The organism is Rheinheimera sp. 4Y26 (genome assembly GCF_025245835.1).
Lineage (GTDB): Bacteria > Pseudomonadota > Gammaproteobacteria > Enterobacterales > Alteromonadaceae > Pararheinheimera.
The window spans coordinates 770,631-786,879 of record NZ_JAOBWS010000001.1 but is presented as its reverse complement, the minus strand read 5'-3'; the positions used below and the strand labels follow the sequence as shown (position 1 = coordinate 786,879).

The following is a 16,249-nucleotide window of genomic DNA, read 5'->3' as shown; positions in this document are numbered from 1 at the left end:
AAAAACTGCCATGTCAAGATAACAGCAAAAATCTTCACAACAAGTATCTTTATATGAAGATTAATAATTTAATGACATTGTCATAAAGCTGAGGATAATCAAACAGAATCACGGCGTTTATCATTGATTTATAATGTCTTTGTTAAGTTTTAATGCGCCGTTGTTCGCTATTGCTCAGCGATCAATCACAAGCTAATATCCCTCTTTATAAAGAAACTTCATGAGAAGATAAAAATGAAAGATGATTTAGTGGATGCAGTGATCCAGCAATGGCAACAGGAGCGTCCTGATCTAAACCCGGCGCCTATGGCCGTGATGGGCCGGTTGGTGCGAAGCTGTGCATTATTTGACCGCGAACTGAGTACAGTTTTTAGTGAATTTGGCCTCAATGGCGGCGAGTTTGATGTGATTGCCACCCTGCGCCGCTCGGGCAAACCTTATACCCTCACGCCCAATCAACTGTTGCAAACCCTGATGCTGACTTCGGGTTCTATGACCAATAGAATTGACAAACTTGAAGAAAAACAACTGGTCATGCGAAGCCCGGACCCTCATGACCGCCGGGGTGTGCTGGTGTCTCTGACAACAAAAGGGCTGGAGATTATAGATAAAGCGCTGGTCAGACATTTGGCAAAAGGCGACCAGCTGCTGGCGGCACTGAGTCAGGCTGAGCGGGAACAACTGGCGCAGCTGCTGAAAAAACTGCTGCAGTCACACGGCATGTAGCCAACAGGCGCTTCCCTTTGCCTGTTGTCCTTACCAAAACCTGCCAGAGTGGCTGGCTGTCAGCTCAAACTTTCCGGCTCGGGCTGTGGTGTTAACTGCAAAGTCGGATAGTCGGTATAACCCGTGGCATCCCCACCATAAAAAAAGTTGGCATCCGGCTGGTTATAAGGCCCGCCGCGCCGGCTTCTGGCCACCAGATCCGGATTGGCCAGAAATAAAGCCCCAAAAGCAACAGCGTCTGCCACATCCTGCTGCAGCACTTCAGCAGCAATTTGTGGGGTCACAGGACCAGACTCTGCACTCTGATGCGGGTTCAGGATCAGACAACCCTGCCACAACTGCCGTAGCTGCAAGGTCATATCGCGGTTCGCTGCTTCCATCAGATGCAGATAAGCCAAATCCGCAGGCAGCTGACGGCATAAGGCCGGATACAACATCATGGCATCTGCTTCCTGCATATCATTGTATGGATTTTGTGGTGACAACCGCACGCCGGTGCGATGGGCCCCTATGGCATCTGCCACTGCAGCCACCACCTCCAGTGTCAGCCGCAGCCGGTTTTGCACTGAGCCACCATACAGATCGGTCCGTTGGTTACAGTGTTGTGTCATAAACTGATGCAGCAAAAATCCATTGCCGGCATGAATTTCCACACCGTCAAAACCTGCTTCTATGGCAAAACGGGCGGCAGTGGCAAAATCATCAATACATTGCCGGATATCCGCACCTGTCATAGCGCGTGGCACCGGATAAGGCTGTGGGCCAGCGGCGGTATAAGCAAAACCGCTGGCGGCAATAGCCGAAGGTGCCAGTGACTGATGGGCACTGGCATATAAAGACGGATGTCCGATGCGACCGGCGTGCATCAGCTGCGCCACAATACGGCCGCCCTGCCGGTGTACAGCCGCAGTGACCGGCCGCCAGCTGTCGGCCTGTTGCTGGTTGTGTAAACCCGGTGATTGGGCAAAACCCTGGCCTGTGACACTGGGCTGCATGCCTTCACTGATGATAAGGCCGGCACTGGCACGCTGGGCATAATATTGCGCCATCAACGCTGTGGCGAGGCCATCGGCCGTGGCGCGGTTGCGGCTCATCGGAGCCATCACAAAACGGTTTTGCAGCGCCAGAGCGCCTGTCGTCAGTGGACTATATAAAGATGCCATCAGAATTTTCCTTTAGGTAACGGAGTCAACGAAGTGTCAGCAGCGGGCACCACAGGCGCCGGCGGACGTTGTGCCAGCACTATCGCCAGCAAAATGGCCACAGCCCCCAGCGATTGCTGTAAAGTAAGCTGTTGATTTAAAACAAGGTAACCAAAAACCAATGCTGAAACCGGGCTGGTAAAGGTTAAAAAAGACAAGGTTACTGCCGGTAAACGTTGTAAAGCGCGGAACCACAACAAATACGCCAGCACAGCACCAATCAGACAGAGATAACTGTAACCGGCCAGATTTTGCAGGCTGATGCGATCGGGTAAACCTTCCTGATACAAAGCCAGCGGCAACAACAACAAACCACCGGCCAGCAGTTGCCAGCCGGTAAAAGTCACCAGGCTGATATCGGCCGGCTTGGGCCATTTTTTGCTAAGCACTATGCCAAGTGCCATTGAAGCCGCGCCAAGAACACCGGCCACCACACCAGTGACCGACAACGCCGCCCCCTGCACCGACACCAGCAGCGCCACCCCACCACTGGCAATGCCGGCGGCAAGCACAGGCCGCAACCTGAGTTTTTCATGCAATAAAAACACACTGAACAACATCACCAGCACCGGCTGGCAAGACATCACCAGCGCCGCCACTCCACCCGGCAAATGATAAGCTGCGACAAAAAGGCAATAAAAAAACACACCTATATTCAGACTGCCCAGCAAGGCTGAACGCCACCACCAATGGCCTTGTGGCAGCTGACGTTGCCACAACAATAACAGCAGCCCGGCCGGCAGCGCGCGGGCAAGCGAGGCCAGCAAAGGTCGGTCTGGCGGCAGCAATTCTGTGGTCACCACATAGGTGCTACCCCAAATGATGGCAGCAAGCACACCACAGAGCAGCGCCAGCGTATAAGACCTGCTGCTCATACCGCCTCCGCCTGCCAGGTGCCAAAATACCGATCGCCAAAGTCCCCTATGCCCGGCAACATATAGGCTTGCCCGGTCAGGCCCTGCTCGATGCTGCTGGTGATGATCTGCACCCGGGGTTGTTGCTGCGCAAGGCGGGCAAGGCCGGCAGGAGATGACAATAAATTCAGTAATAAAATACGGTCCGCTCTCACGCCTTCGGCCAGCAACACCTCCAGCGCACACAAGGCCGAACCACCGGTCGCCAGCATAGGTTCAAACAACATCACATAACCGTCGGCAATATTTCCCGGCAGTTTGCTGTAATACAAATGAGGTTGTTTGCTTTGTTGATGGCGCTGCACCAGAATTTTGCCAATCGGAATGTCGCGGTTAATACGTTGCAATTCAAATTCCATACTCTCACCGGCCCGCATCACAGACACAGCACAAAGCCCGGTCGCCAGGCGTTTGCCCTGATAGGGCACACCCAAAGGTGTCGTGACCTGATAATCGGTAAAGGGTAACAGGGCATAAGCTTGCTCCAGCAGCAAGCGGATCACCTGATCAGCGTAAAAGGTAAAAGTAGACTGGCAGGCTCTTTTATCCCGCATCTGGGCATGCAGGGCGCGCAAGCGGTCAGTTTGCGCCAGTTCGATCACAGGCAGCGCCGCGCCGTCATGCAGCGGGGACACCGGCAGAATTTGTGCAGACATAAGATGCTCCTTGCAACAAAACAGCCCGCCGTTCAAAGGCGGGCTGACAGGGTTTAAGCGGCCAGTTCGGCAAAAGCCTGGCGGGCTTGTGCAACAAAACGGCGGATCCTTGCCGCATCCTTACGCCCATCCGGCCCTTCCAGACCCGTATGCGCATCCACGGCGGCAGGACGGACATGACGGATAGCCGCAGCCACGTTGTCCGGGGTCAGTCCACCGGCCAACATCAGTGGTTTTGGCGAGCGTCTTACCAGCTCAGCACTGACATCCCAGTTATGGGTTAAACCTGTTGCCCCTTTAGCGCCCGTCTTCGGGTTGTAGGTATCGGTAATAAACATGTCGACATATTCAGCACACTGATCCACCAGCTGCAGCAGCTCGCTGGCGTTATCCTCTTTCACCACCAGGCTTTTCAGAATGCACAGGTCAGGTCTTAACTGACGCAGTTTTTGCATCTCTGCCACACTGATATCACCATGCAGCTGCACTGCGGTGACACCAAGCTGCTGACAAAATGTACTTACTTCTTGCGCATCGGTCAGATAACTGATCAGCACACCGGCATGGGGTTGTTCCAGGCCGGCAATAATATCGATGGCAGCCTGCTCGCTGATATCGTCGCGACCCGACGGCAGCCGAAGCGGAAAACCCAGCCACTCCACGCCTTCATTAACAATCAGTTGTGCTTCCTGCCGGTCGATAATGCCGGCTACCTGGATCAGATGTTTCATTTTGCTCTCCCTTCGGTGTATTGGTCTGTATCTCAACATGATGTATCTTTACTTAAAGATAAATTCATTTAATACGTGAAGAATCTCTATGTCAAGATATAATCTGATGACAATAAAAAAGACCTGTAACCACAACAGCAGCCAACAACCGAGGCACAGGCACTGCCGTCACAGCCATCACAACACAGGAGATAACAAAAGAATGAGCACAGCAGCTCATCAGAAGGGAACAAACAAAATGAGCTGCAACTGCGACCCGGCTTACCTCACTCAGGTCGCGTTGCCGCTGGTATTATTCAGCTTTGGGCAGCTGCAAAAAATCAGCCGCACTGTGACGCTCCGGCAGTTGCTCGTGCGGCTCGCCCCAGTTGCGGTTCACTTTGATGCCCCGCTGCACCGCCGGGCGGGCGTCTATGAGTTTCGCCCAGCGCTGCAGGTTGGGATAACTTTGTACATCCAAAAATTCAGCGGCGTTATATAACCGGCCCAACACCAGAGCACCATACCAGGACCAGATAGCGATATCGGCAATACTGTAGTTTTGCCCGGCCACATAAGGCTGCTGCGCCAGCTGGCGCTCTAATACATCGAGCTGCCTTTTGCTTTCCATCGTATAACGGTTAATGGCATATTCAAATTTTTGCGGGGCATAAGCGTAAAAATGACCAAAACCACCGCCTAAAAAAGGTGCACTGCCCATTTGCCAGAATAACCAGTTCAGCACTTCGGTGCGCTCTGAAAGAGTGCTTGGCAAAAATGCCCCAAATTTTTCTGCCAGATACAACAAAATATTGCCGGACTCAAACACCCGAAGCTCAGGCTGTACCGAGGTATCCAGTAAAGCTGGAATTTTGCTGTTGGGGTTTATGGCCACAAAACCTGAGCCAAACTGGTCGCCCTCGCGGATACTCACCAGCCAGGCGTCATAGTCAGCGCCGGTAAAACCGGCCTCCAGCAGCTCTTCGAGCATAATGGTGACTTTAACGCCATTGGGTGTAGCCAGCGAATAAAGCTGCAAGGGGTGCTGGCCTTTGGGCAACGTTTTTTCATGGGTAGCGCCGGCAACAGGCCTGTTGATACTTGCAAAAGCGCCGCCGTTTTGTTGATCCCAGACCCAGACTTTGGGGGGCGTATATTCGTCTTGTTGCTGCATGTTATATCCTCATTGTTGCCGGCCAGTTTAAACCAGAGCCGATGCCAACAGCGGCCGCTGTTCACAGTAACTTATTTTGCCTGTAATAACTTCACCACAGCCATACCCACTTCAGCGGCTGATTGTGGATTTTGCCCTGTCACCAGCCGCTCATCTGTCACCACTTTCACCTGCCAGTCAGCGGCTTTTTCGAAAATACCGCCTCTTTGTCGTAGCTCATCTTCCAACGAAAATGGCACCACTGTGGTCAGTTTTACCGCAGCTTCTTCGGTGTTACTAAAACCGGTCAGCTTTTTGCCGTCAATTAAATATTTGCCATTATTCAGCCGGATATTTAGTAAAGCCGCTGGCCCATGACACACAGCAGCCACCACACCATTTTGCTGGTAAATGGCAGCAGCCAATTGCTGCAACGCCGTGTCAGACGGGAAATCCCACATAGTGCCGTGACCTCCGGCAAACAACACAGCTTTGTAAGAAGATGGGGTTAACTCACTGAGTTTTTTGGTGTTGTTCAGTTTATCGGCATGTTGTTTATCCGCCAAAAACCAGTCATTCACCCCATCTTTTTCCGCCACACTACGCGCATCCAGCGGTGCCTTGCCCCCCTGAATACTGGCAATCTCTACCTCAAAACCGGCTTGCAGCAGTTTTTGGTATGGATGGGTGACTTCACCCAGCCAATAACCGGTTTTTTCGCCACTGTTGCCAAGCTGCTGGTGGCTGGTAACCACAATCAGCACTTTATCTGCCGCCAGCGCCAGCTGACTGCCAAGGCTCAGCACGGCCGCCAGCATTAATTTTTTTACTATTGAAATCTTGTTCATCGGTCACTCCGGCGCCGGCATTGCCGGCTTTGTGGTTGCGTTTCTTTACTTTTTTACTGCAGTGAGCCGGGGCCAGCCCCAACTGCAACTGGTGCGAAGTGTAGCCAGCAGCTAACATCACGGGAAATGAATAGATTAAATCTGTGTAATTCAAATTATGAATATACAAAACAAAGATCTGAACCTGCTGCTGTTATTTAAGGTGTTATTTGAAGAGTTAAATGTGACAGTTGCAGCCGAACGGATGGCGCTGAGCCAGCCTGCGCTCAGCCACAAACTGAATAAACTGCGCCACGAATTTGCCGATCCTTTGTTTGTCCGCTCAAACCGCGGCCTGACCGCCACGCCCAAAGCTATCCGGCTGGCGCCGCATGTACTGGCCCTGGCCAGTCAGCTGGAAGCTTTTTATCAGGACAGCCAGAGCCTGGACTTTTTAAAGCAGCAACGCCGCTTTTATCTGTACAGCACTGACTATATTGAAAGCCTGTTATTACCGCCTTTGTTACAGCTGTTGCTGGAACAAGCCCCTGCTGTGCAGCTGATCACCCGTAATACCATGGGCTTATTGCCCAGGCAGGAGCTGGAAAGGGGTGAATGTGATTTGGCCATTGCCGGTTTTTATACCGATTTACCACAAACCCTGTATCAGCAGCAGCTATATCAGGAAGATTTTGTGGTGCTGCTGCGCCGCCAGCATCCGCTTGCCGGTGCGCCGCTGACACTGCAGTCTTATTGTCAGGCGCAGCATATAGTCACCACCCTGACCGGCGATTTAGACGGCATTGTTGACAAAGAGCTGGCCAAACTTGGGCTCAAACGCCATGTCTGCGCCGGCATTTCCAGTTTTATGGCGCCGCCTGCGCTGGTGCTGCATAACGATGTGTTATTAACCTGCCTGCGTTCTGTGGCCGAAACGGCAGTGACGCAGCACGCCGGCTTACAGCTGCTGCCCTGCCCTTTAACGCTCAAACCGGTGCAAATCAGCCAGATTTGGCACTCCCGCTGTCAGGACGATTTATTACATCAGTGGTTGCGCAGGCAGATTGCCACCTTATGCGCCAACAGATACAACAGAGCCACAACTGCAGCAATAAGTTGAACTATAACAAGCAGATACTTTATTGAACCTGGATCTGGGGTATAGTGGTTCCGGACGGGCAAGGAGGCGGATCAACAACATGACAATAAAACTGTCAATCAAACACAGCACGATAACCATGCTGCAACTGGTGTTGTGCAGCAGCTTGCTGCTCAGCAACCAGATTGCTGCCCAGACGTCAGCACAAAAAAGTCTCAACCAGACCGGTCAGCCGATTGTAACCGGTATAGCGGCCGAACTGGAGCAGGCGCTCGCGGCAGCTGAGCAGCTGTATCAAACAAACACGGCACAGAGCAAACAGGAATTTGCCCGCCTGCTCAGCCAATACCCGCAGCAGCACAATGTGATTCAACAAAGATTTTGCTGGCTGCTGGCTCCTGCTGAGCCAGAGGCCGCTGTGACGCTGCGCAACAACCTGAGCGCTGAGCTGCCCGAACTTTGGCAGCTGCGTTTTAGCTTGTGCGCCGCTTATGCAACAGAGCAACTTGGCAATAACCAAGCAGCGCTTGAACTCTATCAGGAGCTGTTATTACACCCAAAGGCCGGCGAGGATCCGACTTTACAAGCCAGAGCCCTGACACTCAGAGGTGAACAATATGCCGCTTTGGGCTCTTATCCGGCGGCGCTGGAAGATTTAAAACAGGCCTATCAGCTGGAGCAACAGCTGGGTAATGCCAAAAACTTAAGTTATGTCAGTAATGCGCTGGCAAATCTGTATGCCGATCCGGCGCTGGCCGATTACAACGAAGCCATTGCCATGTACCAGCAAACCCTGGCTTATCACAGAAAAGAGCAAAACCGTCAGGATGAAGCCACAGCCCTGTATAACCTTGGCAGCACTTATGAAAGTAAAGGTGAGCTGGGCACTGCACTGGATTACCTGCAACAGGCGCTGAAGGTAGAAGAACAAAGGGCACAGCCCGATGATATTGCTTTTACCAAGTGGGCTATAGCCAAGGTGCTGAGCAAAGCCGGCAAGGCACAACAAGCAGTTGAACTGCTGAACAACACCATTTTGTATTACCAGCAAAGTGGCAATCAGGAATATCTGGCTTATACGCAGCTTAGCCGCGCCATCAGTTATATGGCGCTTTTGCAATGGCCAGCGGCAGAGCAAGACTTAACAGCGGCAGCCGCTTATTTTCAGCAACACCCCAACCCGCGCTTTGAAGCCCGGCTTTATAAAGAATATGCCGCAGTGGCCGCAGCGCAACAGCAATGGCAACAGGCTTTTGTGCGGCAACAACAACAACTGGAACGTGAACATTATTTGCAGCAACAATTGCTGGACAAGCGCACCAGCGCTTTAAAAACCCAGTTACAAACCGAACAACTCAAAAGTGAAAAAGAGCTGCTGGCGCAAAAAAATCAGCAGCAACAGCAACAACTGCTTGATGCCAACAGCATCAAACGCTGGCAGTTGACCGCTTTGTTATTTGCCGCTTTGTTGATCCTGAGTTTGCTGCTGCTGATGCAGCGCCAGTACAAGCTGTCGCGGCAATTACGTGATTTAGCTTTGATGGATGAACTGACCCGGCTACCGAACCGGCGTCACACTGTGGCCATGGCCGAACAGTTGTGGCAACAACATCAACAGCAGCAACAACCACTGGCGGTACTGGCGCTGGATATCGATTTTTTTAAAAAAATCAACGACAGTTTTGGTCATCAGGCCGGCGATCAGGTGCTGAAAAAAGTCGGTCACTGTTTAAGAACCGGCTTAAGGCCACAAGACAAAGTGGGCCGGGTCGGCGGCGAAGAGTTTTTATGTTTATTGCCCAATACCAATGAGCAGCAGGCACTGGAAATAGCACAACGACTCTGTCAGCAGGTAGCGCAGTTAAATGTCAGCGACATTGCCGAGCAGCTGCAGGTGACGGTCAGTATTGGTATTGCCTGCCTTGGCACTCAGGGCGATTTATTGCAGTTATGGCATCAGGCCGATACCGCTTTATATCAGGCCAAACAACAGGGGCGTAATCAGGCAGTGCTGGCCGGTTAAAGCCGTTTTGCCTGCCCGATTTTGCCTAAGCCATTTTACTGAGCGTGGCGCGAAATCTGTTTAAAGATAACCAGAACAGCGTGCCCGCTATCAGGGTTAATGCCAGCAGCTGCGGCCACACCACGTCAAAACCGGCACCACGGTATAAAATGGCCTGCGACGCCTGCACAAAATGGGTGTTGGGTGCGGCCAGCATCAGATATTGCACCAGCTGCGGCATACTTTCCCTGGGGGTCATGCCGCCCGACAACAACTGCAATGGCAATAACACCAGAATCATCATCAGACCAAACTGCGGCATAGAGCGGGCAATGGTCGCCATAAAAATGCCCATCGAAGTGGTGGCAGCCAGCTGCAAAGCGGCACAACATAAAAACAACAACACTGAGCCTTCAATCGGCACCTGCAGCACACCCTGAATGACAAAATGCAGCGACAACGCAGTGGCAATCAGCACCACTGCGCCCATCGACAAAATTTTTGCCAGCATAATTTCCGCCGGTGTCACCGGCATCACCAATAAATGTTCAATGGTGCCATGCTCGCGCTCACGAATAAGCGCAGCGCCCGTCAGCACTATTGAAATCATCGTCACCATATTAATCAGCTCCATCACGGAGCCAAACCAGGCACTTTTCAGGTTTGGATTAAATCTGGCTCTGAGCACCAGCTCCACCGGCAGCGTTGTGTTGCTGCGGTGTTTTTGCTGATATTCACTGACTTGTGCTGTGACTATCTGCTCAATATAACCGGCACCGCTAAAAGCCTGACTGATGCGGGTGGCATCGACACTGAGCTGCAGTGCAGGCGAACGCCCGGCCAGCACATCCTGCTGAAATTCAGGCGGAATATTCAGCACAAAACTATACCGACCGGCATCCAGTGCGGCGTCTGCTTCATCCAGAGCCAGCAACGCAGGTTTGACAAAATAAGGCGGGTAAAACGCACTTTGAATCCGCAGTGACAAAGGCGACTGATCTTCATCCACAATGGCAATAGCGGCTTTATGTAAGGTTTCAGGCAAAGACGAACCGGCCAGGTAAATGCTGAGCGAAAAACTCACGCCAATCAGCAATAACATCACAGGCTCACGCCACAGGCTCCATAACTCTTTTTGCAATAAAAACCAGATATTTAATAGCTTTTGCCGCCAGCGCTGCCCTGCACTTACAGGGTGCCTGGCTCTGATAGAGTGCTGTGTACTGATGTGATGTTGGTTGTTGCTCTGCTGCGGCTTCATCTTAGCGCTCCTGCTTTTTTAACAACAACAACGCTGATAGCAGCACCACAGGCACAGCAGCTGTAATAGCGAGCAACGAAGGGTAAATATCAGCCAGTTGCAGCGCTTTGCTAAAAACACCACGACTGATGGTTAGCATATGGCTGGCCGGATGCAGCTCACCAATCAGCCGGCCGCCGCCTTCCAGCGCTGACACCGGGTTGATCATGCCGGCAAACTGCACCGCCGGAATAATAGTGCCAAGCACAGTTAACAAAATGGCGGCTATCTGACTGCGGGTAAAAGTAGAAGCCAACAGGCCAAAAGCAGTGGCAAAAATAACAAACATCAACACGCTGAGCGACAATGCCAGCTGCGAGCCGGTTAACGGCACGGCAAATAGGGTCACGGCCATCAACAGCATCAATGCATAATTGAGCAGCGCCAGCAGCACATAAGGCAGCTGCTTGCCCAATAAAAACTCCAGCCGGCTTACCGGTGTAACATACAAATTAATAATGGAGCCCAGCTCTTTTTCCCGCACTACCGACAGCGCCGTCAGCAGCGCCGGGATCATCAGCAATAACATCGGGATCAGCGCCGGTACCATGGCCACTAAACTGCGGATATCGGGGTTATACCTAAACCGGGTTTGCACCACCGCTTGCTGGCTTAGTGTGCTGTTGCTGCCATGCAACCTGGCCTGCTGCGACAGCCAATACAGATGCATGCCCAGCACATAACCTCGGGTGGTTTCAGCCCGGGTCGGCATGGCGCCGTCTATCCAGGCGCCAATTTCAACCGGCTCACCGCGGCTTAAGCGCCGGCCAAAACCAGGCGGAATTTCCAGCGCCAGCGCCAGCTCGCCACTGCGCATTCGGGCATCGAGCTGCGCCTCGCTGGTGATATCTGCTTTTTGAATAAAATAACGTGAGCCGGCCAGGTTCTGCACATAGTTTTGACTGAGTAACGACTGGTCCTGATCCAGCACGGCAAAAGTCAAATCATCAACATCCATGGTGATGCCATAACCGAAAAACAGCAGCAACACTAAGCTACCAAAGAGCGCCAGCGCACCGCGGATAGGGTCACGTTTAAGCTCCAGCGTTTCGCGGCGGGAATAACTAAATAACCGGCGCCAGCTAAAAAGCCGGTTTGAACTGACAGCTTTTACCGGCAAAACCGGAGCTGTCTGCGACTTAGCTGTTGTTGCGTCAGGCTGGCTGACCACAGCCGCCTGTTTTTTCGGTGATGCTGATGGTGCCGCTGCCGCCCCCGCGCCGCCTGCGCCTGCCTGCTGCAAATACCATATAAAAGCCTGCTCCAGCGAATCCTGATGATCAGCGGCTAAATTGGCCGGTGTGTCGCTAACCAGTACCTTACCGGCGTGCATCAGGGATATGCGGTCGCAGCGCTCTGCTTCATTCATAAAATGGGTGGAGATAAAAATAGTGACTTTGTCGTTGCGGGCTAAATCCAGCATCAGCTGCCAGAACTGATCCCGTGCTATCGGGTCCACGCCCGAAGTAGGCTCGTCCAGGATCAGCAGCTCAGGCTGATGCACCATGGCCACTGCCAGCGACAAGCGCTGACGCAGCCCAAGCGGCAACTGATCAGGCAGGCTGTGCTGCTGCGCTTTGAGCGAAAAACGACTGAGCATCAGCTCAATACGTCCGGCAATTTGCGCTTCCGGCAGGTGAAACAACCTGGCATGCAGTTGCAGGTTTTGCCTGACCGTCAGCTGGTTATACAAAGAAAACGACTGCGACATATAACCCACCCTGTGGCGGATGGATAAATCATTGCTGCTCAGCTCCTGACCAAAGAGCCAGGCCTTGCCGCTACTGGCCGGTAATAAACCGGTCAGCATTTTCATCGTCGTGGTTTTGCCACAGCCGTTGGAGCCTAAAAAACCAAAAATTTCGCCTTGCCGGATTTGAAAACTCACCGCATCAACAGCAACAAAGTCATCAAACTTCATGGTGAGCTGCTCGGCCGCTATGGCTATGACAGGGTCGGTCTGCGTCTCGAGTGGGGTCACCAGCACCGGCTGATGTAAAGCACGAAGTTCAGGCGGCAACAACTGGATAAAAGCCGCTTCCAGCGTGTTACAGCCGGTTTGTTGATACAGCTGTGCCGGGCTGCCTTGTGACAGCAAAGTGCCGGCATTCATCACCAGCAAATGGTCAAAATGGCTGGCTTCGTCCATATAAGCTGTGGCCACCAGCACACTAAGACCTGGTTTTTGTGCTCTGATATGGCCAATCAACTGCCAGAACTGACTGCGGGATAAAGGGTCGACCCCCGTGGTGGGTTCATCGAGGATCAATAACTCCGGGTCATGAATAAGGGCACAACACAAACCGAGTTTTTGTTTCATCCCGCCCGACAACTTGCCGGCCGGCCGGTTTAAAAACTCATGAAGACCGGTAGCGCGGGTCAGTTCATCAATACGGCGGCGGCGCTCAAAGGCATTATGGCCAAACAAGCGGGCAAAAAACTGCAGATTTTCTTCCACCGACAAACTCAGATACAGATTTTTGCCAAGCCCTTGCGGCATATAGGCTATTGCCGGGCAAACCCGCTGGCGGTGACTGCGTTTACTGATATCGCCGCCCAACACTTCAATACGGCCTTGTTGGATTTGCCGCGCCCCTGCCAACAGCGCCAGCAGACTGGATTTACCGACGCCATCAGGCCCCAATAAACCCACCATTTTGCCAGCGGGAATATCGAGCGTCAGATCATGCAGCGCCACAGTATTGCCATAACTTAACGACACCGACTGCACTGTTGCTACAGGCATTGCGATAGGAGCAGCTCCAGGCTCGGCTGCAGGGGGCGCAACTTTGCTTAATGCCGCCAGATCAGGTCCGGCTTCAGACTGCGTTTTTGTCACTGCGCCAGCTCCGGCAAGCTGTCAGGCCAGGGCTGGCTGTCATCGAGCCGCAGATAAGCCACACCGGGCAAACCTGTTTTTACTTTCTGAATATGTTTTTGCAGCAGGGCCGGGCTGATTTTGGCTTTGACCCTGAACATCAGTTTTTCCCGTTCGCTGGCCGTTTCCACTGTTTTGGGGGTGAACTGCGCCACATCGGCCACATAAGACACTTTGGCCGGAATCGACCTTTGTGGCACAGCATCCAGCACCAGCCGTACTTCGCTGCCAAGCGCAATCTGGCCGGCACTGGCCGAAGGCAGAAAAAACGTCATATACACATCAGTTAAATCAATCAGACTCAATACCTTGCCGCCAGCGGCCACCACTTCACCACTTTGTGCAATACGGTATTGAATGCGGCCAGCGCGCGGCGCTTTCAGCTGATTGTCATTCAGCTCCACTTCCACTCTGTGTACTGTGGCCTTTGCCGCCTCCACCGCCGACTGCGCCGATAAAATCTGCGCTTTGGCTGAGGTCATCGCTGCTTCTGCTGCAGTAATTTGCGCCAAGCCAGCACTGAGTGCAGCTCTGGCACTGGCCACCTGAGTGTCGTTGTCATCGGCCTGCTGCCTGGATACTGAACCACTTTGTGCCAAAGCGTCGGTGCGGCTCGCTCTGGCAAGGGCAGCTTGCAGCTCAGCTTCCCGTTGTTTCAACACGGCCTTTAAGGCATTTTTTTCACTTTCTCTTTGTTGTAACTGGCTTTGTGCCGTTAACAACATACTTTCGCTTTGTTTTAGCTGCGCCTGCGCCTGGGCTAACTGCGCCTGCAAAGCGTCGGACTCGACTTCCGCCAGCAACTGGCCTGCACTGACAAAATCTCCTTCATCCACCAGAATTGTTTTAATCCGGCCCGGGCTTTTGCTGGCAATGGCAATTTCTGTGGCTTCAATACGGCCATTGGCGCGCAGCAGGTTATCTTTGCCATTTTGCCTGACATAATGCTGATACCAAAAACCGGCTGCCGCGATAAGCAGCGCCCCCACGACCCCCAACAGCAACAAATTGCTGCGCCCTTGCTGTAAATACCCCGAATTTGCTTGTTGCATCTGAGCTTCCCTGGGACGGCGGAGCACTGTAACAGCCTGACGCCCGCCGACATTTTTTGTTTAGGCTTTTGTTGTTTCACTTTATGGCATATCAAAAGCGATTTGTGCAAAAAGTCTGCTCTGCTTGAGATAAAACAATAAAAACGTGTCAACAGCCCTGAATTTGTGCGGCAATGCTGGCACTGTAGTCAGTTCAAATTCAGTTTTGTCCTTTTACACTCGCCTGCACTTTTTCGCTGTAAGCCAACAGCCTCAGGCTGTTGGCTACCGCCCCAACGGTTGTTGTTGTGCAGCAGCCGCCCGCTTTATGAAGGAACCTGATATGAAAAAACATAACCTTGCTCTGATAACTGCATTGCTGCTGAGCACTCCTGCATTTGCCGGTGAATTTATTCCGGCAGCCGGTTTTGGCCCGCAATATGGCGACTTAGGCGCCAAAATCAGTTACCGCGAAAACAATCTGGCGTTTTTTGCCGGTGTCGGTATTCATGGTGCGGCACTGGGGGCACAAATGGCACCAGCGCCAGGCAGCCCTCATGCTTTTGGCCTGATGTATGGCACCGAATCTGACATCTTTAACGCTGAAGAGCTGGTGTTAGTCACTTACGACTATCACTTAACCAGTTTTAGTGGCCGCGGCTGGGTACTGGGCGCTGGTTTAGGCCAGGCCGATCGCACCGACAGAGGCCGTGATGGCGACAGCAAAACTATTGCTGTACTGAATATTGGTTATAAGTTCTAATCAACAGCAGCACGGCCAGCCGCTGGCCGTGCTGCTGTTGCGATAAACGCTCCGAGCGCATTTGCAGCAGCCAACAGCACCCGTAACGTTAAAAGCCCACTCTTCAGTTTAGAAAACTCTTATACTCAGCATATCCCCAGTCGGAGAATGCTGATGAAATCGACTCTTGCAGCCTTGTTGTTGTTCAGCATGCCGCTTTTGGCCGCACCACTGCAGATTTGTTACGAAGACAACGAACATTCACCCGCTTTGCCCAAACAAATGGTGCAGGGAGTTGCTGCTTATGGCACCCACAGCCAAACTGCCACTTTGGCGTTTGCTCTGGCCGGTGTTGAAGTTGAACTGCACCGTATCCCCTGGAAACGCTGTTTGCATGAAGCTTCGATTGGCAAAATGGATGGGGTGATTGGCATTGGCTGGACTGCCGAGCGCCAGCAACAACTTGCCTTTCCGCTTACTGCACAGCAGCAAGCTGATGCCAGCCTGAGCCTGATGCAGGTCGATTATCATATTTACACCCATCAGCAGCAGCCTTTGTCCTGGGATGGCAACAGATTATCCGGCGTTAAATTTGGTTTATCGGCGCCGCAGGGGTTTGTCGTGGAGCAAAAGCTGAAACAACTGAATGCCCTGAGCACCCTGCCGTCTGGCCTCAATGCCGGGCTGGAGCTGGTGCTCAACCGCCGGCTGGACGGTTATGTACTGGCCGAATTTGTCGCAGACGCTCAGCTGAAACAACACCCCAAAGCCGCTTTGATTAAAAAACTGCAGCCAGCTTTTTATCAGCAGCCGCTGTTTCTGGTGTTTAGCCTGCAGTTTGCCAAACAGCAGCCTGAGCTGGTGCAGAAGGTCTGGTTACAAATTCCCAATGCCCGCAGCACTATTGCCAAAGAACAAGCCCTACCAACAGCGCCATTCACCAACCCGCCGGCACAACTGAAGGAGCAACAGCCAAACGCCAACTGCTGTCGCTAGCCAGATGTCAGAG

General features: G+C 52.6%; 14 protein-coding genes. 5 read left to right on the top strand and 9 right to left on the bottom strand.

What is annotated here, in order from left to right; genetic code table 11:
• The first annotated feature begins 234 nt into the window (after positions 1-234).
• Positions 235-726: a MarR family winged helix-turn-helix transcriptional regulator gene (locus N3Z11_RS03330; RefSeq protein WP_260655718.1), complete on the top strand. Its 492-nt coding sequence runs from the start codon at positions 235-237 to the stop codon at positions 724-726.
• A gap of 59 nt (positions 727-785) precedes the next feature.
• Here N3Z11_RS03330 and N3Z11_RS03325 read toward each other — a convergent pair whose 3' ends face one another.
• From N3Z11_RS03325 to N3Z11_RS03300, 6 genes are all read right to left on the bottom strand, one after another.
• The gene (locus N3Z11_RS03325; protein ID WP_260655717.1) at positions 786-1,889 is read right to left on the bottom strand and encodes an alkene reductase; all 1,104 of its coding nucleotides are present in this window, start codon (positions 1,887-1,889) and stop codon (positions 786-788) included.
• Complete coding sequence (locus tag N3Z11_RS03320; protein ID WP_260655716.1) at positions 1,889-2,803, bottom strand: EamA family transporter; 915 nt, start codon at positions 2,801-2,803, stop codon at positions 1,889-1,891. The genes N3Z11_RS03325 and N3Z11_RS03320 overlap by 1 nt, the downstream gene beginning before the upstream one ends.
• Positions 2,800-3,498, bottom strand: coding sequence for a uracil phosphoribosyltransferase (upp, locus tag N3Z11_RS03315; protein WP_260655715.1), 699 nt, complete (start codon positions 3,496-3,498; stop codon positions 2,800-2,802). Before upp ends, N3Z11_RS03320 begins: the two co-directional genes overlap by 4 nt.
• Before the next feature lie 53 nt (positions 3,499-3,551).
• Positions 3,552-4,229, bottom strand: coding sequence for a phosphoribosylanthranilate isomerase (locus tag N3Z11_RS03310; protein ID WP_260655714.1), 678 nt, complete (start codon positions 4,227-4,229; stop codon positions 3,552-3,554).
• Positions 4,230-4,521: 292 nt separating this feature from the next.
• A complete protein-coding gene (yghU, locus tag N3Z11_RS03305; RefSeq protein ID WP_260655713.1) occupies positions 4,522-5,382 on the bottom strand; it encodes a glutathione-dependent disulfide-bond oxidoreductase in 861 nt (286 codons plus the stop codon).
• 71 nt (positions 5,383-5,453) lie between these two features.
• Positions 5,454-6,209 carry a type 1 glutamine amidotransferase domain-containing protein gene (locus tag N3Z11_RS03300; protein ID WP_260655712.1) on the bottom strand — a complete coding sequence of 252 codons (756 nt, stop codon included), beginning with the start codon at positions 6,207-6,209 and terminating at the stop codon, positions 5,454-5,456.
• A 157-nt stretch (positions 6,210-6,366) separates the two neighbouring features.
• On the opposite strand from N3Z11_RS03300, the gene N3Z11_RS03295 reads away from it, so the two are divergent.
• Complete coding sequence (locus tag N3Z11_RS03295; RefSeq protein WP_260655711.1) at positions 6,367-7,308, top strand: LysR family transcriptional regulator; 942 nt, start codon at positions 6,367-6,369, stop codon at positions 7,306-7,308.
• 79 nt (positions 7,309-7,387) lie between these two features.
• Positions 7,388-9,310, top strand: a complete 1,923-nt coding sequence (locus N3Z11_RS03290; RefSeq protein ID WP_260655710.1) for a diguanylate cyclase — start codon at positions 7,388-7,390, stop codon at positions 9,308-9,310.
• 25 nt (positions 9,311-9,335) lie between these two features.
• Here N3Z11_RS03290 and N3Z11_RS03285 read toward each other — a convergent pair whose 3' ends face one another.
• The 3 genes from N3Z11_RS03285 to N3Z11_RS03275 form a co-directional block, all read right to left on the bottom strand.
• The gene (locus N3Z11_RS03285; RefSeq protein ID WP_260655709.1) at positions 9,336-10,550 is read right to left on the bottom strand and encodes an ABC transporter permease; all 1,215 of its coding nucleotides are present in this window, start codon (positions 10,548-10,550) and stop codon (positions 9,336-9,338) included.
• A 1-nt stretch (position 10,551) separates the two neighbouring features.
• Positions 10,552-13,335 (bottom strand): ribosome-associated ATPase/putative transporter RbbA, encoded by a 2,784-nt coding sequence (gene rbbA, locus N3Z11_RS03280; protein WP_260655837.1) that lies wholly within the window; start codon positions 13,333-13,335, stop codon positions 10,552-10,554.
• Positions 13,336-13,424: 89 nt separating this feature from the next.
• Positions 13,425-14,519, bottom strand: a complete 1,095-nt coding sequence (locus N3Z11_RS03275; protein WP_260655708.1) for an HlyD family secretion protein — start codon at positions 14,517-14,519, stop codon at positions 13,425-13,427.
• Between the two features lie 322 nt (positions 14,520-14,841).
• Here N3Z11_RS03275 and N3Z11_RS03270 point away from each other — a divergent pair, with 322 nt between their 5' ends.
• Together N3Z11_RS03270 and N3Z11_RS03265 are read left to right on the top strand one after the other, a co-directional pair.
• Positions 14,842-15,261, top strand: coding sequence for a hypothetical protein (locus tag N3Z11_RS03270; protein WP_260655707.1), 420 nt, complete (start codon positions 14,842-14,844; stop codon positions 15,259-15,261).
• 153 nt (positions 15,262-15,414) lie between these two features.
• Positions 15,415-16,236, top strand: coding sequence for a substrate-binding periplasmic protein (locus tag N3Z11_RS03265; RefSeq protein ID WP_260655706.1), 822 nt, complete (start codon positions 15,415-15,417; stop codon positions 16,234-16,236).
• The last annotated feature ends 13 nt before the right edge of the window (positions 16,237-16,249 follow it).

Coding starts and splice junctions, on each gene's coding strand:
- N3Z11_RS03330 (WP_260655718.1), top strand. CDS start 235: ATGAAAGATGATTTAGTGGATGCAGTGATCCAGCAATGGCAACAGGAG.
- N3Z11_RS03325 (WP_260655717.1), bottom strand. CDS start 1,889: ATGGCATCTTTATATAGTCCACTGACGACAGGCGCTCTGGCGCTGCAA.
- N3Z11_RS03320 (WP_260655716.1), bottom strand. CDS start 2,803: ATGAGCAGCAGGTCTTATACGCTGGCGCTGCTCTGTGGTGTGCTTGCT.
- upp (WP_260655715.1), bottom strand. CDS start 3,498: ATGTCTGCACAAATTCTGCCGGTGTCCCCGCTGCATGACGGCGCGGCG.
- N3Z11_RS03310 (WP_260655714.1), bottom strand. CDS start 4,229: ATGAAACATCTGATCCAGGTAGCCGGCATTATCGACCGGCAGGAAGCA.
- yghU (WP_260655713.1), bottom strand. CDS start 5,382: ATGCAGCAACAAGACGAATATACGCCCCCCAAAGTCTGGGTCTGGGAT.
- N3Z11_RS03300 (WP_260655712.1), bottom strand. CDS start 6,209: ATGAACAAGATTTCAATAGTAAAAAAATTAATGCTGGCGGCCGTGCTG.
- N3Z11_RS03295 (WP_260655711.1), top strand. CDS start 6,367: ATGAATATACAAAACAAAGATCTGAACCTGCTGCTGTTATTTAAGGTG.
- N3Z11_RS03290 (WP_260655710.1), top strand. CDS start 7,388: ATGACAATAAAACTGTCAATCAAACACAGCACGATAACCATGCTGCAA.
- N3Z11_RS03285 (WP_260655709.1), bottom strand. CDS start 10,550: ATGAAGCCGCAGCAGAGCAACAACCAACATCACATCAGTACACAGCAC.
- rbbA (WP_260655837.1), bottom strand. CDS start 13,335: ATGCCTGTAGCAACAGTGCAGTCGGTGTCGTTAAGTTATGGCAATACT.
- N3Z11_RS03275 (WP_260655708.1), bottom strand. CDS start 14,519: ATGCAACAAGCAAATTCGGGGTATTTACAGCAAGGGCGCAGCAATTTG.
- N3Z11_RS03270 (WP_260655707.1), top strand. CDS start 14,842: ATGAAAAAACATAACCTTGCTCTGATAACTGCATTGCTGCTGAGCACT.
- N3Z11_RS03265 (WP_260655706.1), top strand. CDS start 15,415: ATGAAATCGACTCTTGCAGCCTTGTTGTTGTTCAGCATGCCGCTTTTG.